The 18,160-nt window shown below is 73.0% G+C and carries 14 protein-coding genes; 7 read left to right on the top strand and 7 right to left on the bottom strand.

The window, feature by feature from the left end; translation table 11 throughout:
* The first annotated feature begins 2 nt into the window (after positions 1–2).
* Positions 3–725: a VC0807 family protein gene (locus ACWDLG_RS33470; RefSeq protein ID WP_449927873.1), complete on the top strand. Its 723-nt coding sequence runs from the start codon at positions 3–5 to the stop codon at positions 723–725.
* Between the two features lie 57 nt (positions 726–782).
* On the opposite strand, the gene ACWDLG_RS33475 is transcribed toward ACWDLG_RS33470, so the two are convergent.
* Complete coding sequence (locus ACWDLG_RS33475) at positions 783–1,760, bottom strand: DoxX family membrane protein (protein ID WP_449927875.1); 978 nt, start codon at positions 1,758–1,760, stop codon at positions 783–785.
* Positions 1,761–1,783: 23 nt separating this feature from the next.
* Complete coding sequence (locus ACWDLG_RS33480) at positions 1,784–3,316, bottom strand: MFS transporter (RefSeq protein ID WP_449927876.1); 1,533 nt, start codon at positions 3,314–3,316, stop codon at positions 1,784–1,786.
* Between the two features lie 175 nt (positions 3,317–3,491).
* Here ACWDLG_RS33480 and ACWDLG_RS33485 point away from each other — a divergent pair, with 175 nt between their 5' ends.
* From ACWDLG_RS33485 to ACWDLG_RS33500, 4 genes are all read left to right on the top strand, one after another.
* On the top strand, positions 3,492–5,255 hold the full coding sequence (locus ACWDLG_RS33485) for a hypothetical protein (protein ID WP_449927878.1): 1,764 nt from the start codon (positions 3,492–3,494) through the stop codon (positions 5,253–5,255).
* Between the two features lie 197 nt (positions 5,256–5,452).
* Positions 5,453–7,684, top strand: coding sequence for an AAA family ATPase (locus ACWDLG_RS33490; RefSeq protein ID WP_449927880.1), 2,232 nt, complete (start codon positions 5,453–5,455; stop codon positions 7,682–7,684).
* 207 nt (positions 7,685–7,891) lie between these two features.
* Positions 7,892–9,592 carry an ABC transporter family substrate-binding protein gene (locus tag ACWDLG_RS33495; RefSeq protein ID WP_449927882.1) on the top strand — a complete coding sequence of 567 codons (1,701 nt, stop codon included), beginning with the start codon at positions 7,892–7,894 and terminating at the stop codon, positions 9,590–9,592.
* 99 nt (positions 9,593–9,691) lie between these two features.
* Complete coding sequence (locus tag ACWDLG_RS33500) at positions 9,692–10,789, top strand: winged helix DNA-binding domain-containing protein (protein ID WP_449927884.1); 1,098 nt, start codon at positions 9,692–9,694, stop codon at positions 10,787–10,789.
* Positions 10,790–10,864: 75 nt separating this feature from the next.
* Here ACWDLG_RS33500 and ACWDLG_RS33505 read toward each other — a convergent pair whose 3' ends face one another.
* The 5 genes from ACWDLG_RS33505 to ACWDLG_RS33525 form a co-directional block, all read right to left on the bottom strand.
* Positions 10,865–11,725, bottom strand: a complete 861-nt coding sequence (locus ACWDLG_RS33505; RefSeq protein ID WP_449927886.1) for a 5-oxoprolinase subunit C family protein — start codon at positions 11,723–11,725, stop codon at positions 10,865–10,867.
* Complete coding sequence (locus ACWDLG_RS33510; protein ID WP_449927888.1) at positions 11,722–12,342, bottom strand: 5-oxoprolinase subunit B family protein; 621 nt, start codon at positions 12,340–12,342, stop codon at positions 11,722–11,724. Before ACWDLG_RS33510 ends, ACWDLG_RS33505 begins: the two co-directional genes overlap by 4 nt.
* Entirely contained in the window at positions 12,339–13,094 is a 756-nt protein-coding gene (locus ACWDLG_RS33515) for a LamB/YcsF family protein (protein ID WP_354905105.1), read from the bottom strand. The genes ACWDLG_RS33510 and ACWDLG_RS33515 overlap by 4 nt, the downstream gene beginning before the upstream one ends.
* A gap of 11 nt (positions 13,095–13,105) precedes the next feature.
* On the bottom strand, positions 13,106–14,623 hold the full coding sequence (locus ACWDLG_RS33520) for a hypothetical protein (RefSeq protein ID WP_354905238.1): 1,518 nt from the start codon (positions 14,621–14,623) through the stop codon (positions 13,106–13,108).
* Between the two features lie 168 nt (positions 14,624–14,791).
* The gene (locus ACWDLG_RS33525; RefSeq protein ID WP_354905103.1) at positions 14,792–14,980 is read right to left on the bottom strand and encodes a hypothetical protein; all 189 of its coding nucleotides are present in this window, start codon (positions 14,978–14,980) and stop codon (positions 14,792–14,794) included.
* A 189-nt stretch (positions 14,981–15,169) separates the two neighbouring features.
* Between ACWDLG_RS33525 and ACWDLG_RS33530 the strand changes: the two genes are divergently transcribed.
* Both ACWDLG_RS33530 and ACWDLG_RS33535 read left to right on the top strand, forming a co-directional pair.
* Complete coding sequence (locus ACWDLG_RS33530; protein WP_449927891.1) at positions 15,170–15,739, top strand: HhH-GPD-type base excision DNA repair protein; 570 nt, start codon at positions 15,170–15,172, stop codon at positions 15,737–15,739.
* A 194-nt stretch (positions 15,740–15,933) separates the two neighbouring features.
* Positions 15,934–18,027 carry a SpoIIE family protein phosphatase gene (locus ACWDLG_RS33535; protein WP_354905099.1) on the top strand — a complete coding sequence of 698 codons (2,094 nt, stop codon included), beginning with the start codon at positions 15,934–15,936 and terminating at the stop codon, positions 18,025–18,027.
* Positions 18,028–18,160: the final 133 nt, after the last annotated feature.

Below are 18,160 nucleotides of genomic sequence, written 5' to 3' on the forward strand. Positions count from 1 at the left end.
AGATGACACAGAACAAGGCGCAGGGCGGCAGAGGTGGGGCGGTGCTGGTGAATCTCGTCCCCTCGATCCTGTTCGGCGTGGTCCTGCCGTTCGTGACCTACGGGATGCTGACCGACCGCGGCTTCGCCCCGGTCACCGCGCTGCTGCTGGCCTCGCTGTGGCCGGTCGGGGATCTGGTCCTGTACCTGGCGGTCAAACGGCGGGTGGACGAATTCGGACTGATGATGCTGGTCCTGCTCCTGCTCGGCGCGCTGAGCGCGGTCGCCTACAACACGACCGAGCTGTTCTTCGTCAAGGACTCGGCGATCACCGGGCTGCTGGGGCTGACGTTCCTGGGCAGCCTGGCCCTGCGCCGGCCGATCATGTTCTATCTGGGCCGCAAGTTCGGCACCGACGGCACGCCCGAGGGTCTCGCCGCCTGGAACGGCCTGTGGCAGTACCCCGGCTTCCGCCGCACCCAGTACCTGATGACGACGGTGTGGGGGGTGAGCTTCCTGCTGGAGGCGATCGTGCGCATCCCGCTGACCTATGTGCTGCCGACCGCGACGATGCTCCTGGTCAACAACGTGCTGCCGATCGCGGTGGTGGCGGCGTTGGTGACATGGACGATCTTCATGGCGAAACGGGGCCGTGCTCGCTCGGCCGCCGCTACGGCGGCCATGACGATCGAGAAGCAGCAGAGCACGGCCCCGATGCCCGCCGGACCCCAGTCGGCCGAGGGCTGACCCGACGGACCCCGGTTGTCCAGGTTGGGATGGCGGGCGGAGGGCGGCCGGGACCGCTTATCCGGCCGGGTCGACGGGCTTCCGTGACCGGCCGCGCCCGCCCTTGGCGCCGTCGGTGGCCTTCCGGCCCGCCACGAGCGTGTCGCCCGGCAGCGGCGGCTCGGCGGCTTCGGACCCGGAGGAGCGGCCCGGTCGCGGATGTGGCGCGGTGTCCTCGCCGGCCCCGCCGTCCCCACCCGCCGCCAGAGACGCCGGCGGGGATGACGCAGGGGGAGGCACCGGGGACGCCGCCGCGGGCGCGGCGGACCTGGATGCCCGTCCCGGCGCCACGGCCGCGGGACCGCTCGCGCCCGCCGCGCTCACGCCGTGCTCGCGAAAGGTCTCGGAACCGCCCGAACCCTCGCCGTCACGGGCCCCCGCACGATCACGCTGGTCACGGGCCTCCGCCCGGTCACGCACGATCTCGTGGTCACCGATCACCTCGCGGTCACGGCCGGTCTCGCCGTCCCGGCCGGACTCGCGGTCGCGGGCGGTCTCGCCGTCCCGGCTGGACTCGCGGTCGCGGGAGGTGCCGGGCTCGCGCAGGGCGTCGATGACGGAGTCGGCCTCGTTGTCGGCCGCGAACTCGTCGGCCGCCTGGGCCTCCCGGCGTCTGATCACCACCATGTGGTCCACCGAGATCCGCCCCGCTCCCGTCACCGCCAGCAGGACGGACGCCGCGCCCAGCGCCACGACCAGGTTGGTGTCGACCGGGTTCAGCGGGCGGGCGACCAGGAAGACGGCCAGCGTCTCGGCGAACAGCAGCAGCCCCAGCACCGGCGTGAACAGCCCGGCCACCAGCAGCGCGCCGCCGATCAGCTCGGTGAGCATGGTGATCGCCGCCCATGCCCCCGGCGCGGGGGCGCCCTGGGCGGCGAACTGGGCGCCGGTGGCGGTCAGGCCCACTTCGAGCTTGTGCCAGCCGTTGGCGAAGAAGAGCCCGCCGACCCCTAATCTGGCGGCGAGCGTGGCGAGATCGTGGAGGGTCCGTCTCACGGTATTCCTGTGACCTGAGCGGGTCATTCCAAACCTCGGTCACGCCGGATGAGCACGGCCACGGCGGCCGAGGTGACGACGAGCAGGACCACGGAGACGATGATCGTCGTGTGCAGGGCGTGGACGAACGCCCACCGCGCCGCCTCGAGCAGCGCGGCTCCCGCCTCGCCGCCCGTCTGCCTGGCCACGTGCGCCGCGGCGGCCATCGACTGGCGCGCCTGCTCCATGGCCTGCGCGGGCACCCCCGTAACGGTGGGCACGCCCGGCGCGTAGACCACCGCGGTGATCGTGCCGAGGACGGCGACGCCGAGCCCGGCACCGAGCTCGTAGGCGGTCTCCTCGATGGCGGCGGCACCGCCCGCCCTGGACTCCGGCGCGGCCGACATGATCGTGTCGGAGGCGGCCAGCAGCGCCACCTGCAGTCCGAAGCCGATGCCGACGAAGCAGACCGCCAGCAGGAACGAGTGGGGCTCCACGCCCCACGCCAGGGTCGGCGTCAGCGACACCGCCACCAGCGCGAGACCGCCGCTCATCGTGGCCCGCATGCCGACCCTGCGCAGCACCGCCGCGGCGGCCAGCCCTCCGGCGATCGCCGACAGCACCAGCGGCAGCATCCTGAGCGCCGCGCCCAGCGGGCTGTCGCCGAGGACCAGCTGCAGGTACTGGGCGAGCATGAGCTGCAGTCCGACCAGGGAGAAGACGCCGAGCAGCACGCCCGCCACGCCGGTGGCGAACGCCCTGTCCCTGAAGAGGCCGACGTCGAGCAGGGGATACGGCAGGCGCCGCTGCCGCCGTACGAACCACGCGAGCAGCGCCGCGCCCGCCAGCAGCACGGCGACGGCGCCCGGGTGGCCGGAGCCCGCCTCCTTGATGCCGAAGGCGACGGCCAGGATGCCCAGCACGGACAGGACCGCGCTGGTGGCGTCCCACGGACGGCCCGCGCGCTCCCGCGACTCGGGCAGCAGGAGATGGGCGGCGGGCAGCAGGGCCAGCAGGATGGGCACGTTGATCAGGAAGACGGCGCCCCACCAGGAGTGCTCGACCAGCAGCCCGCCGATCAGGGGGCCGATGGCCGCGCCCGCGGCGGCCACCGCGCTCCAGACCCCGAGGGCGATCGCCCGCTCGCGCCGGTCGGTGAAGACCTGGCGGATGATGGACAGGGTGGCCGGCATGATCATCGCGCCGCCGACCCCGAGCAGGGCTCGCGCGAGGATGAGCGTCAGCGGGGTCGGCGCGAACGCGGCGCCCGCGGAGGCCAGGCCGAACACCACGTATCCCCACAGGACCAGGCGTTTTCGGCCGTAGCGGTCGCCGAGCGTGCCGAACATGATCAGCAGGGGGGCCACGACCAGCGAGTACGCGTCGATGATCCACAACAGCTCGACGGAGGACGGCTCCAGCGCCGCCGTCAACGCGGGGACGGCGATGTGCAGCACCGTGGCGTCCACGGTGATGAGGAGCAGGCTGAGGCAGAGCAGGACCAGAATTGACCAACGGTTGGTCCCGCGCGCCGTTTCGGCCCGCCGCACACCTGGCGCGCTCTGCAGGATCGTCATGCGACGTCCATGACAGGTTCGCCTCGGTCATGGAACATGCGTGGCAGCTTAGGCGATGTCCGGCACGTGGCACACCCGGATCGACTGATCACATGGAGTGGTTCCACCTCTCTAGTGAGATACAGCCATATGTCCTGATCTATCGCAACGACCTGCGCGAACGGATCATGGAGCGGTGGGGAGCGACGGCGAGGAACCGGATTCCGCTGCCGGATGGTGCGCCGTCGCTCTCGCCCACCTGTCCGCCGAGCGCCCCGAGGCCGCGCTGGAGGCCGCGCGGCGAGCCGTCGCCCTCGAGCCCGCCGACGAGTGGCCGCACCGCCTGGCCAGCCTCGCCCTCGAACGGCTCGGCGGCGACGCCGAGGCCGTGCGGGAGGCGGAGCGCGCCGTGCGGCTGGCGCCAGGCTCGTGGCAGGCACGGCTGCGGCTCGGCGCCGCCCTGCGCCGCGTCCCCGGGCGCTGGCGCGAGGCCGCCGACAGCGCCGCGGCGGCGGCCCGGTTCGCCCCGGAGGCGCCCGAACCCCATGCCATGGCCGGCGACCTGGCGCTGCTGCGCGGCGAGCATCGACGCGCGGCGGCCGCCTACCTGGCCGCGCTGCGCAGGAACGGCGCGCACGCCCCCGCCCGCGTGAACCACGGGCTGGCCCTCCTGCGCTGGGACCCGCCGCGCGCCCACCACGACCCCGCCTGGACCATCGACCCGCGCGAGACCGGCCGGGCCAGGCGCGCCCTCGAGGTCTGGTCGCGCCAGGCCCGCCTGCTGCCCGCCGTCGCCACCGCCGCCTCGGGCCTGCTGGTGGTCACTGGTCCGGTCCCGGCCGCGCCGCTGGGACTGGCCGGCATCATCGCCCTCGTCCTGGTGGGCGCGGCGAGCGTCCGCCAGGCCCGCAGGGTGCGGATCTGGTCCGTCGTCCCCGTCATGCTCGGCCGCGACCGGTGGTTCGGCCTGTCGGTGGCGACGGCGGGCATCGCCGTCCTCGCCTACGCCGCCTCCCTGCTCGTGCCCCTCGCCGACCCGCTCTGGGCGGGTTTGGCGGGAATCGTGCTGCTCAACGCGCCCGTGCTGGCCGTCCTGCGCGTGCTGTCGGAGGCCTGGCGCGGCAGGCCGGTGCTCGCCCTGGCCCAGCTGTCGGCCGCCTACGGCGAGCGCGCCGCGCGCCGGGACGTCGCCGTCGCGCTCTGGATCGTGCTGGTCAGATCCTGGTCCGCGCTGGCGGCGCTGGCGGCGGCCGCCATGGTGGCCCAACCCGCGGCGGGGCTGGCCGCGCTCGCCCTGCCGTACCTGCTGGCACGGGTCAGGCGGCGCGGAGGGCTGGCCGGTCAGGGCGCCTCGGGCGCCGACAGGTGGCTGGTGGCGGCGGTCGCGCTCACGCTGACCGCCGCGCTGGCCTGTGCGGCCGGGGGAGCGGCGAGCCTGGCGACCCTGCTCGTGCCCGGCGGCGAGCAGGTGGGCGCATGGGCATGGCGCCTGGTGCTCGGCGCGCTGGCCGCGGCGGCCGCGGTGTTCGGGCTGCGCGCGGCACGCGCCTGGTGGCGCGGCGCGCCGGGCCCGTGGCGGGCCGCCCTGATCATGGCGGAGCCGGTCATGGAGGGGGCGGGCCCGCCGGTGCGGCTCACCCCGGAGACGATGAAGGCCGTCACGTCCTCCCGTGAGATCGTGCTGGCCTGCGCCGACCCCCTCGGCCCCCGCGCGCTGGCCGTCGGCGCCGTCACCTCCGTCACCGCCTCGGGCGAGCTGCGGCTGATCGCCGGAGCCGAGGCGTGGGAGGCGGTCGAGCGCGACCCGCGCGTCGCCCTGTTCGCCGCCGACGCGGCGCACCGCCGCCTCTGGGCGGAGATCCGCGGCGTCGCCCTGCCCGACCCCGAATCCGACGTGCTGCGCGTGACGCCCCAGCAGGTCCTCGTGGGCGAGTTCCCCGGACGGCACCAGCGCCGGTAGCGGCACTCCGAATCGCCGCGTCCACGCGCGCCGTATAGCGCGGCGGCGACGTCTGTGCGGTATAACCGGGGTCGAACCGGGGAGGCGTGATGCGGGACTCCGACAGGACTCGCTCTGCGGGGCGGGCCGCGGCGCGAGATCTGTTTGAACAGGTACGGCTGCGCTATTTCCGCCTCCCTCCCGCCATACGCAGGGTGATGCACGTCGGCGTCCTGGTCGGCGCGGTCGGTCTGGCGGCCGCCATGGGCTGGGACCTGTTCAAGACCTTCCTCGTCACGCTCGTCCTGCTCGGTTTCGTCGCGCTCACCCTGCGCTTCCCCCGCGCCGCCGCCACCGCGCTCGTGCTGCTGGGATGGGGCTGCCTGCTGCCGGTGTTCGTGATGCTGTTCCCCGCGCCGTCCATGGCGCCCACCCTTCTCATGGTGCTCGCGCTGCCCGTCGCGGCCGGCGCGCACCTGATCCGCTGGGTGCCGCCCTGGGTGACGGCGCTGATGGCGCTGCTTCCCGCGGGCGCGCTGGCCGCCGCGCTGTCTCCCGTCTCCGACGGCATCGCGGTCTGGGCGTCGTACGGCGCGGCCGCCGCCGTCCTCGTGCACCGCTTCGTCCTGGCCCGCAAGGCCCGCGCCGACCTGGTGGCGGAGGAGCCCGTCCGGGTCAGGGCGCGCGAGGCGCAGCCGGGCCATCCGCAGCACGCCGACAGGGCCGCGCCGCCGCCGCCGATCTCGGTGGAGGACGCGCTGGCCGAGCTGGAGGGCATGGTCGGCCTGGCCCCGGTGAAGGAGCAGGTCCGCTCCATCGCCGCCTCCATCGAGGCCTCCAGGCTGCGCGCCGAGGCCGGATATCCCGCCGACCGGCCGACCAGGCACTTCGTCTTCGTCGGGCCGCCGGGCACGGGCAAGACCAGCGTCGCCCGCTCGGTCGCCAAGATCTTCTACGCGTTCGGCCTCCTCGAGACGCCCTACGTGGTCGAGGCGCAGCGGGCCGACTTGGTGGGGGAGTTCCTCGGCGCGACGGCGATCAAGACCAACGAGCTGGTCGACCGGGCGCTGGGCGGGGTGCTGTTCATCGACGAGGCCTACAGCCTCATCAACTCCTCGGAGGGACAGCCCGACAGATTCGGCGCGGAAGCCGTACAGACCCTGCTGAAGCGGGCAGAGGACGACCGCGGGCACCTGATCATCATCCTGGCGGGCTACGAGCAGGAGATGACCTCCTTCCTGGCCTCCAACCCGGGGCTGTCGTCGCGGTTCGCCACCAGGGTCCGCTTTCCCAGCTACTCGCCCGCCGAGCTGCTGGAGATCACCGACCTGCTGCAGAAGCGGCGCGGCGACCGGCTGGCCACCGAGGCCAGGCCCGCGCTGCTCGGCCTGTTCGAGGACGTCCAGCGCCGCGGCCTGGTCGACGAGCTCGGCAACGCGCGCTTCGTGCGCAGCCTGGTCGAAGCCGCCGCGCAGGCCCGCGACGTGCGCGTGGTCGGGGCGGGCGGCACGCCGAGCACCGAGGACCTCACGACCACGACGGTCGCCGACGTCACCAAGGCCTTCAACGAGCTGACCGCCCGCTTCCGCGGCTACACCGCCACGCCCACGCTGGAGGAGGCGCTGGCCGACCTCGACCGCATGGCCGGCCTCGAACCCGTCAAGCGGCAGGTCCACGCCATCGCCGCCCAGCTCCAGGTGTCCCGCATGCGGCAGGAGCGGGGGCTGCCCACGCCGCCGCAGATGCGGCACTTCGTCTTCGTCGGCCCGCCCGGCACAGGCAAGACCACCGTCGCGCGCGTCATCGGCCGCATCTTCGCCGCGCTCGGCCTGCTGGCCCGGCCCGACGTGGTCGAGGCGCAGCGCGCCGACCTGGTCGGCCAGCACCTCGGCGCGACGGCGATCAAGACCAACGAGCTGGTCGACCGGGCGCTGGGCGGGGTGCTGTTCGTCGACGAGGCCTACGGCCTGGTCAACCCCGGCTACGCGGGCGGCGACGCCTTCGGCGCCGAGGCCGTCCAGACGCTGCTCAAGCGGGCCGAGGACGACCGCGACAGGCTGGTCGTCGTCCTGGCCGGTTACGAGCGGGAGATGGACCGCTTCCTGGCCACCAACCCCGGCCTGGCCAGCCGCTTCAACCAGAAGGTCGCCTTCCCCAGCTACTCGCCGCGCGAGCTGTCCGAGATCGCCGTGCTGCTGGCCGAGCGCTCGGGCGACCACTTCGACGAAGCGGCCCGCACCGACCTGGACGAGGTCTTCACCTGGGTCTGCGGCGAGCGCCTCATCGACGGCCTGGGCAACGGCCGCTTCGCCCGTTCCCTGTTCGAGCGGGCCGCCATGCGCCGCGACGTACGGCTGGCCGCGCTGGGCCAGGCCGCCAGCGAGTCGGAGCTGACCACCATCACCAGCGACGACGTGCGCGCCGCCGTCGACGAGCTCGCGGGACGCTGACCTCCTCCATATCGATCGCAGGGTGTATCTGTTTGGCTACGATCGGTGATGATGGCGGGGCTCATGTCTCGGGCCCCCGCGTCCATCTGGTCCGCCGGTCTGGGGCGGGAACGTTCCAGGCGGCGTATCGCGCCGCCGGGACGGCCCTCCCGCCTCCGGTGCCGCCCGCCACCACGCCGCCGCGCCCGAGGCGATCCAGGAGGAACAGTGAGAACATCCCGGCTCGTCGCGCTCATGGCCGTGGCAGGCGCGGTGGCCCTGGCCGCCTGCTCGGGCGGCGAACCGGCCGCCGGAGGGCCACCAGGGCACAGGGCGGCCGCGGTCAAGGCCTTCGACATCAACCCCGTCGACCGCGCCCGCGTCAAGGACGGCGGCACGCTGCACTGGGGGATCGGCCAGTACCCGGCCCAGTGGAACGTCCACCACGTCGACGGCGGCCTCATCGACGCCAAGAACGTCGTCGACGCCCTCATGCCCACCCCTTTCCGCAGCGACGAGAAGGCGGTCGTCAGCGCCAACCCCGACTACCTCCTCGGCGGCGAGGTCACCGCCACCGCCCCCCGGCAGGTCGTCACGCTGACCCTCAACCCCAAGGCCCACTGGTCCGACGGCAGGGCCATCACCTGGCAGGACTACCAGGCCCAGTGGAAGGCGATGAACGGCGCCGCCGACGGCTTCCGCGCCGGCTCGACCACCGGCTACCGCGACATCGCGTCCGTCGCCAGGGGCAAGGACGACTTCGAGGTCGTCATCACCTTCGCCAACCGCTTCGGCGACTGGCAGTCGCTGTTCACCCCGCTCTATCCGAGGTCCACCAACGGCTCGGCGGAGACCTTCAACCGCGGGTGGGTGAACCGCATCCCGGTCACCGCGGGGCCGTTCAGGTTCCAGGCTCTCGACAGGACCGCCAAGACCGTCACCCTCGTGCGCGACCCGGCGTGGTGGGGCGAGCGCGCCAAGCTCGACCGGATCGTCTTCCGCGCCATGGACACCGACGCGCTGGTCGGCGCCTTCGCCAACGGCGAGATCGACACCTTCGACATCGGCCCGTCCGCCCCCGGCTACGCCCGCTCGAAGGCCACACGGGGCGCCGTCGTACGGCGGGCCGCCGGTCCCGACTTCCGCCACATCACGATGAACGGCCAGAGCGCCGTGCTCGCCGACGCCGGCGTGCGCCAGGCCATCGCCATGGCGATCAACCGCCGCGCGATCGCCGAGTCGGACCTGCGGGGCCTCGACTGGCCGGTCACGCTGCTGGACAACCACTTCCTCATGAACACCCACGAGGGCTACGAGGGCGGCGCGGGACGGGTGGGCGACCACGACCCGGAGCGGGCCAGGGCGGCCCTCGACGCGGCGGGGTGGAAGCTCAAGGGGCAGACACGCGTCAAGGACGGCAAGGAGCTGAACCTGCGCTTCGTCATGCCGGCGGGCTCGCAGCTGACCAAGTCGGAGGGCGAGCTGGTGCAGCACATGCTGATCCGGCTGGGGGTGAAGGTGACGCTGCAGGCGGTGCCGGCCGACGACTACTTCCCGAAATACATCATTCCCGGCAATTACGACATAACGGCTTTTTCATATCTCGGGACGCCGTATCCGGTTTCCAGCGGGTACGGCACGTACGCCGACGCGACGACCGACGCCAAGGGTGCCCGGCAGTGGAACGCGAACGTGGCCCGCATCGGATCACCCGAGATCGACCTGGCCATGCAGCGGGCCACGGAGGAACTGGACGCCGGCAAGGCCCGCCAGGCCACCATCCTGGCCGACCGGCTGATCTGGGACGAGGTCAACGTCCTGCCCCTCTACCAGCGGCCGCAGATCGTGGCGACGAAGGCGGCGCTCGCCAACATGGGGGCGCGGGGGTTCTACGACCTGAGATACCAGGACATCGGCTTCACCTCCTGACTTGCCGCGCCTGGCGCCCCGCCCTTCCCGGGGCGGGCGTCCGGCGGCATGCCGTACCGGCCGGCGGTTGTGTCGGTGGCGCCGTGTAGAAGTGGATCCGTGAAACTGACCTGGCCCCAAGTCCTCTCCTGGCGACTGCGCCGCCAGTTCGTCGCCGCAGCCGACGGCCCCGGCGCGGTGGAGATCGCCCGCAGGCTCTGCGGCCTGCAGAACCAGGTCGCCTCCTCCACCCGGCAGGCCGTCGCCGTCCGCAGCGCCACCCCCGACCCCGGGCAGCTCGACCGTGCCCTCTGGCAGGACCGCACCCTGGTCAAGACCTGGATCATGCGCGGCACCCTCCACCTCGTCCCCGCCGAGGACCTGCCCGACTACTGCGCGGCCCTCAGCACCCTGCGCTTCTGGGAGAAGGGGTCGTGGCAGCGCGGCCACGGCGTCACCGCGGCGGAGACCGAGGCGATCATCGACGCCGTCCCCCGGGTCCTCGGCGGCGCCCCCCTGACCCGCGACGAACTGGTCGAGGCCGTCGTCGACCGCACCGGCGACGACCACCTCCGCGAGGCCCTGACCTCGGGCTGGGGCGTGCTCCTCAAACCGCTGGCCCGCCTCGGCGAGCTCTGCTACGGCCCGCCGCGCGAGGGCAGGGTGACGTTCACCGCCCCGCGCGCGTGGCTGCCGTCATGGCCCGCCGCGCTGCCCCCCTTCGAGGAGGCGGGCGTACGGCTGGCGCGCGCGTTCCTCGCCGCCCACGGCCCCGCCTCGCCGGAGGCCTTCGACACCTGGCTGTTCGGCGGCGTGGCCAGGAAGGGCGTGCTCAAGGGCTGGTTCCGCGACCTGGCCCCCGAGCTCACCGAGGTCGACGTGGAGGGCACTCCGCTGCTGGCGCTCACCGAGCACCTCGACGACCTGGCGGCCACCGAGCCTTCGCAGGCCGTGCACCTGTTGCCCGGTTTCGATCAGTACATCCTGGGCGCGCCCCGCTCCCTGGAGCCGCTCATCCCCGCCGGCGTCAAGTCCAAGGTGAGCCGGGCGGCGGGGTGGATCTCGCCGGTCGTCATCTACCAGGGCCGCGTGGCGGGCGTCTGGGAGAGCAAGGACAGCGAGCCGGTTCTCGAGCTCTTCGAACCGGTCCCCGAGCAGCCGCTCGCCGCGGCCGTCGCCAGGCTGCGGGCCGCCACCGCGCAGGATCCCGGCGCCTGACGAACCGGGAGGCGACCAGCCGTCGGGGAAGGGTGCGGCGCGCCGAAGGGGCCCTGGTCCGCGGCCCCGGCCGGGTCAGCGCCGCACGAGCCTGAAGGTGAGCCCGTCGCCGGGACGGGCCTGGGCGGCGACCGGCAGGTCGGCGTCCAGCACGACGCCGATCACCGGGTACCCGCCGGTCGGCGGATGGTCGGCCAGGAAGACGATCGGCTGCCCGCTCGGCGGCACCTGTATCGCCCCCGTCACCACGCCCTCGCTCGGCAGCTCGCCCCGGCGGGCCCACTCCAGGGCGGTGCCGCGCAGCCGTACGCCGACCCGGTTGCTGTCCTGGGTGACCTCGTAGGGCCGGGCGCACAGCCCGGCCAGCGCGCCGGGCGCGAACCAGTCGTCGCGCGGCCCGGCCAGCACGCGCAGCACCGGCGGCGGCAGCGCCCCCGCGGACGCGTGGTCGGCGCGGATCGGCGCGAGCGCGCCGGTGGCGCCCACGGGCAGCCGCGTGCCCGCCCGGAGCGGCTCGGGCCCGAGCCCCGACAGCGAGTCGGTCGAGCGGCTGCCGAGCACGGGCTCCACGTCGATGCCGCCGCGCACGGCCACGTACGTCCGCAGCCCCGCGGCGGGCGCGCCGACCCGCAGCTCGGCGCCCGGCGGCAGCCAGAAGGGCACCGCCATCCCGTGCGCCCCGGCCCCTGAGACCACCGTCAGCGGGCAGGCCGCCCCTGTCACCGCGATCCACGCGCCGCTCAGGAAGCGGAGCCTGGCGCCGCCGAAGGTCAGCTCCAGGCCCGCGCTGCTCTCGGGGTTGCCGACCAGGCGGTTGGCCAGGCGCAGGCCGGCGGCGTCGGCGGCCCCGGAGCGGGGCACGCCGAGGTGCGCGTAGCCGGGCCGGCCCAGGTCCTGCACCGTGGCGTAAGGCCCGGGGGCGAGCACCTCGATCATGTCGCCTCGAAGCGTACCCGGGTGCCGGGCGGCAGCAGCGACGGCGGGTCGGCGTGGACGTCCCACACCCGCAGCGACGTGCGGCCGAGCAGCCGCCACCCGCCGGGCGAGGCCGTGGGGTAGACCGCCGCGTAGGGACCGGCGATCGCCACCGAGCCCGCGGGCACCGACGTGCGCGGCGTGGTCAGGCGGGGCACGTGCAGCACGGGGTCCAGCCCCGTCAGATAGGCGAAGCCCGGCGCGAAGCCCAGCCAGCCGGCCACCAGCTCGGTGCCCGTGTGCCTGGCGATCACCTCGGGCACGGTCAGGCCCGTCTCGGCGGCGACCGACGGCAGGTCCGCCCCGTCATAGACGACGGGAATCGTCACCACCTTCTCGGACAGCGCCGGGGAATCGCCGCCGGCAGAGGCGAGCTCGGCCAGTTCGGACAGCCGGGCGCGCAGCCGCGACTGGTCGCCGCCCCTGGCCACCACCAGCACCGTCTCGGGCCCCGGCACGATCTCCTCGACCTCGGCCGGCCGTTCGGCGCGCAGCAGCGCGTCCAGCCGGTGGGAGGCCGCCAGCGACCCCGTCTCCACCAGCAGTCCGTGCTCTCCGGCGGGCCTGATCAGGCTCATGCGAAGGACTGGATGGCCACCCCGGCCTCCAGGAGGCCGTCCCGTACGGCACGCGCCAGCCGTACCGCGTCGGGGGTGTCGCCGTGGACGCACACCGACCGCGCCTTGACGGACACCTCCGAGCCGTCGATCGCGGTCACCGTGCCGTCCACGGCCATGCGCACCGCCCGCGCAGCCACCTCGCCGGGGTCGTGGATCACCGCGCCCTCCTCGCGGCGCGAGACCAGCGTGCCCGCCGGCGTGTAGGCGCGGTCGGCGAACGCCTCGGTGACCGTCGGGACCCCCGCCTCGGCCGCCGCCGTGTGGACCACCGAACCGGGCAGGGTCAGCACGGGCAGGCCGGCGTCGTAGTCGAGCACCGCGTCGACCAGCGCGGCGGCCTGCACGGGGTCACGCACGACCCGGTTGTAGAGGGCGCCGTGCGGCTTGACGTAGGCGACCCGGCCGCCCATCGCCCGGGCGATCCCGTCGACGGCGGCCAGTTGATACAGCACCTCGGCGCACAGCTCCTCCGGCTCGACGTCCATCTCCCTGCGCCCGAAACCGGCCAGGTCACGGTAGGACACCTGCGCCCCGATGGTCACCCCCCTGTCGACGGCCGCGGCGCAGGTGCGCCTGATCGTCACGGGGTCGCCCGCGTGGAAGCCGCAGGCGACGTTGGCCGAGGTGACGATGTCGAGCAGGGCGAGATCGTCACCGAGCCGCCAGATGCCGAAGCCCTCTCCGAGGTCAGCGTTGAGGTCGATCACCATAGGTCATGACGCTACAGGCCGTCGGGGATGTCCGCGATGTCATCCAGCGCGGACGCGAGCTCCTCGGGGTCGGCGCCGATGCGCTCGACGATCTCGATGAGGACGTGGAGCACCTCGTGCCGGTCGTGGCCCAGGTCGAGCAGCCGCTGCGCCGCCTCCCACAGCTGCGGCGGATCGCCCTCCCACAGCCGCGTGGCGATCTCCTCGTGCCAGGCCAGGTGCTGCTCGTCGATCTCGCCGACGTGGTCGATCTCCAGCAGGATGCGCCGGTCGGCCTCGTCGGCGGGGTTGAGCGTGTCGAGGTCGATGTCGCCGTGCCTGCCCTGCAGGATCGGGAACGCGAACACCCGCCTGGCCAGCGCCGACAGGTCGCCGTCCGGCAGCAGCCGCTCCATCAGCGCCATGTCGAGCCCGAAGGAGGCCGGATCGCGGTAGGCGTCGGGGAAGCGGGCGGTGGCCTCCCACACCCCGTCGAGCGTGGCCGCGATCCCCTGCTCGGGCAGCCCGGTACGGCGGGCGGCGAACCGCACCCACGCCGCCAGCACGTGCGGCATCGCCTCCTGCTCGGCGTGGCTGAGCATGACCTTGCGCGGCAGCCAGTCGAGCAGGAACGTCTCGCACTTGGTGGGGCTGACCCGCAGCGGGCGGTCGAAGTCCTGCTCGCAGCCGTAGTCGATGATGTGGTCGGCGCAGCGCGAGGCGGCCGACGGGTCGGACAGGTGCTCGGCCGCGTCGGAGGCCAGGAACTCGGCGGCCAGCATCGCCCTGCGTTCCCTGCTGTAGGGCGCCTCGCTGTGCAGCGGGGCGGGCCGCCTGCGTCCCGGCGGCAGCGCCTTCAGCCTGGACCTGGCGAAGGCGTGGTAGGCGCTGTAGCTGTCGCTGACCGGCGGCGGGTTCTTCGGCTCGCGGGTGGCCCGCATCGCCGACTCCAGCAGTGCCCTGGCCTGCTGCGGCTCGACCTCCTCGAACAGCAGCATCGGGTTGGCCTCCGCCTCCGCCCGGGCCTCGTCGAGCAGCTTGTCGACGTGGGTGGAGACCCACGCGTCGCGGGCCATGCCCGACATGTTGTAGTCGACGACCATCACGAGCGCGTGGCGGTCCTGCGGGTGGGCGGCCGCGGCGTGGGCGCCCTCGGTCCGCTCCTCGCTCCACCGGTAGCCGAAGGTGCAGATCACGGTGTCCTGGTCGCCGTAGGCGTCGCGCGAGACGTAGCACCCGGTCGGCTTCACCGCGCCGACCCTGTCGGCCCATCCTGGCCTGGCCACCCCCGACTCCATCATCGCCAGCGCCGCGCCCTCGGCCTTGGCGCCCTGGCGGGCCGTGCCCAGGTAGGCCAGGCAGATCAGCAGCGTCAGCGACGCGGGCGTGCCCGCCTTGGCCGCGTAGTCGACCAGCCCCTCGCCCAGGACCTGCTCGACGTCGCCCCCGCGCACCCTGCGGCCCCACCAGGCGCCGACCATGTCGGAGACCATGAGTTCGGCGTCGAGGGGACTGCGGACGGCCAGCAGCTCGCGGGCCGCCTGCACCATCTCGGCGAACACGTCGTCAGGCGGAGTGCTCTCCCTTGGGTCTCGTCGGTGTCGGCGCACGCCCTCCACTCTCTCGCATTCCAGGCGGAAACGGTGCGTTTACCAATGAGAAACCGTGCTTGACCGGCCGTCGCCGTCCGCCAGACGAAAGCAGGCCGGGTCTTGATGTTATCGGGGCGGGCGCGGCGGCGGCGCGGAGTTGACGATGGCGAGCAGGTGCTCGCGGGCTATCCGCTCGACGATGTCGGGCGTGGCCTCGATGCCGAGGTGCTCGACGCAGGCGAGAGCGTCGGCGACGCAGCGGTCGACGGTCTCGATGGGCACGGTCAGGAATTCGGCGGCCAGGCGCAGGCTCACCGGTTCCCGTATGAGTCGAGTGGCCAGTGCGAGCATAGGAGTGAGATTCCTCTGGAGCCACGGGGCAAAACCCCAAGAACGGTCAAGCTGGGGAGTGCGTTCCCATTCCACCGGTTCTCGGGCAGCTGTCAACCCTCTGTGGCGCCTGTGTTCGCTTCTTGGAAGTTCCTTTCATGCGAAGCTGGTTCCATGCGCATCCAGCTCGCCCAGCGGACGGAGGCCGACGAGCTGCTCGGCCGCAGTCCGCTCGCCCTGCTCGTCGGCATGCTGCTCGATCAGCAGATCCCGATGGAGTGGGCCTTCTCCGGCCCCTACACGATCTCGCAGAGATTGGGCCACGAGCTGACGGCCGAGGAGGTGGCGGCCTATGATCCAGAGGCGTTCGCGGCGGTGCTCGCCGAGAAGCCGGCCGTCCACCGCTACCCCAAGTCCATGGCCGAACGGGTGCAGCGGCTGGCCGCCTACCTCGTCGAGCACTACGACGGCAGGCCCGAGCTGCTGTGGGCGGACGTCAGCGACGGCAAGGAGCTTCTCAGGCGGCTGCAGGACCTGCCCGGGTACGGCAAGCAGAAGGCCCAGATCTTCCTGGCCCTGCTGGGCAAGCAGCTCGGCGTCCAGCCCGACGGCTGGCGCGAGGCCGCGGGACTCTACGGTGAGGAGGGGTCGTTCCGCTCCGTGGCCGACGTCGTCGACGGCGAGAGCCTGGAGAAGGTGCGGGCCACCAAACAGGAGGCCAAGAAGGCGGCCAAGGGCAAGTAGCCTGATCTTGCTGCGCACAGTGGAGCGACTTTGACAGGATGCGTTGACCGTATGGCGGCCGGGGCTTCCGTCCGTGCATGCCCATCGCCGATGATGTACAGCAGAATCCGGTCGCCCGGAGCTGCGCTACACCGATACACAGTTATGGAGATGTGCCGCGTGGGAGACCCTGGCACGCGACGGAGGTGCCGACCATGAGCGCCGAGACCTCCGTGCCCCGTCCCCGGGAGTCGGGTGTGGACATCTCAGACTCCGGCCTGTTCAAGGGCCTGATGTCCGAGGCGGAGTTCGCCTTCGCCTTCTTCGACCCCGAGGGGCGCTTCGACCGGGTCAACGAGGTGTTCAGCGATGTCGTCGGCGTGCCCGCGGACCGGTTGCCGGGCCGTACACCCGCCGAGACCCTCACCGCCGACCTCAGCCGGCTGATCACCCACGCCGTGCAGGGCGTGGTGGAGAGCGACGCTCCGGTCGCCGAGGGCCGCGTGCGGGTGCGCTCGGGTGAGGGCGACACCAGGCACTGGTCGCTGTCGTTCTCGCCGGTCCACGACGAGCAGGGTGAGCTGCGCGCCGTCGCGCTCATCGGCGCCGACGTCACCGAGAGCCGCCAGACCGAGGAGGACCTGCGGCGCAGCGAGGAGCGCTACCGCTCCCTCGTCGAGGCGCAGTCGCAGCTGGTGTGGATCACCTCGCCCACGGGCGCGGTGGTCGAGGACGCGCCGCAGTGGCGCGCCATCACCGGCCAGGGGCTGGAGGAGTACCTGGCGCACGGCTGGCTGGAGGCCGTCCATCCCGACGAGCGCCAGCACACCGAGGAGGTGTGGAAGGAGGCGCTGCGCGGCCGCACCATGTTCGAGTGGAACTACCGCGTCCGCACGAGAGCCAGCGGCTACCGCCACTTCGAGGTGCGGGCCGTGCCGATCATCCGGCACGGCCGCGTCGTGGAGTGGGTGGGCGCCAACACCGACGTCACGCCGCAGCGCGAGGCCGAGGAGATGCGCGGCAGGCTGACCGACCAGCTCGGCGCCGCCGCGCTGCGCACGGCCAGGTTGCAGGGCGCCACGGCGATGCTGGCCGAGGCGCTGACGGTCGAGCAGGTGGTGCAGGTCATCATCGACGTCGGCCGTACGGCACTGGCCGCCGACCGCTCGGCGGTGGCGCTGCTCGACCTCGACAGAGCCGTGCTCAAGCTGGTCAACGGCGGCGGCGTGCCCGAGGTGCCGGGCGCCACCGGCGAGGACGTGCCGCTGTCGCACTCCAGCGTCCTGACCATGGCCGTCAACAGCAGGCGCCCGGTCTTCGCCGAGTCGCCCGAGAGCCTCAAGGCCCAGCTGCTGGACGCCGGAGGCGACGAGGACGTCCTTACGGCCTTCCTGGCCCACAGCGACGAGCGGGCCTGGGTCGGACTGCCCCTGCTTGCCGCCGGGCGCGCCCTGGGCGCGCTGCGCTTCTCCTTCACCAGGCCGCAGAAGATCTCCCAGGAGGACGGCGTCTTCCTCGAGGCGCTGGCCGGCCAGTGCGCGCTGGCGGTCGAGCGGGCCACGCTGTTCGAGCGCGAGCACCGCACCGCCGAGACGCTGCAGCGCAGCCTCCTGCCCGACCGGCTGCCGGTGGTCAAGGGCCTGGTGCTGGCCCAGCGGTTCCGTTCCGGCAGCCGCCACGTGCAGGTCGGCGGCGACTGGTACGACGCGTTCGTGCTGCAGGACGGCAGGGTCGCCGCGGTCGTCGGCGACGTCATGGGCAAGGGCGTCAAGGCCGCGGCGGGCATGGGCCGCATCCGCAACGCGATGCGTGCCCTGGCGCTGACCAACCCGCCGCCCGCGGCCGTGCTGACGGGGCTCGACAGGGTCTTCGACGCCACCGAGGAGGAGGAGCAGGTCACCACGCTGGCCTACATGGTCGTGGAGCCCGGCACCGGCGAGGGCACGCTGGCGCTGGCCGGCCACCCGCCACCCGTGCTCATCTCGCCGCAGGGCAGCGCCATCCTGTGCGACGCCGAGCCCGGCACGCCGCTCGGCTGGCCCACCTCGCGCCGGCAGTTCCGGTTCGTGGTGCCGCCGGGGCACACCGCCGTGCTCTACTCCGACGGCATGGTGGAGAACCGCAAGCGCGGGCTGGACGCGGGACTCGCGGAGCTTTGCTCGGTTGTGACCGAAGCGCCACACGAAGTCGTAAACAATCCGCACATGCTGCTTGATTTCCTTGTAGATCGCATGTTGTCCGGCTACGAACAGGACGATGACGTCACGGCGCTCGCGATTCACGTTCCCGCAGCCACGAAGAGTGACTGAATGAAACAGTCATAAGGGTTGCTTTCGGGTATCAGTGCACCGCTTCCGTACGCACTACTGTTCCGGTCGGCCTAGGGTGGAGGTCAACCGCCGGGAGGTGGCCGTATGGAGTGCCGGGTCGTGCCAGAATGCT

The organism is Nonomuraea sp. NPDC003727, from assembly GCF_053586935.1.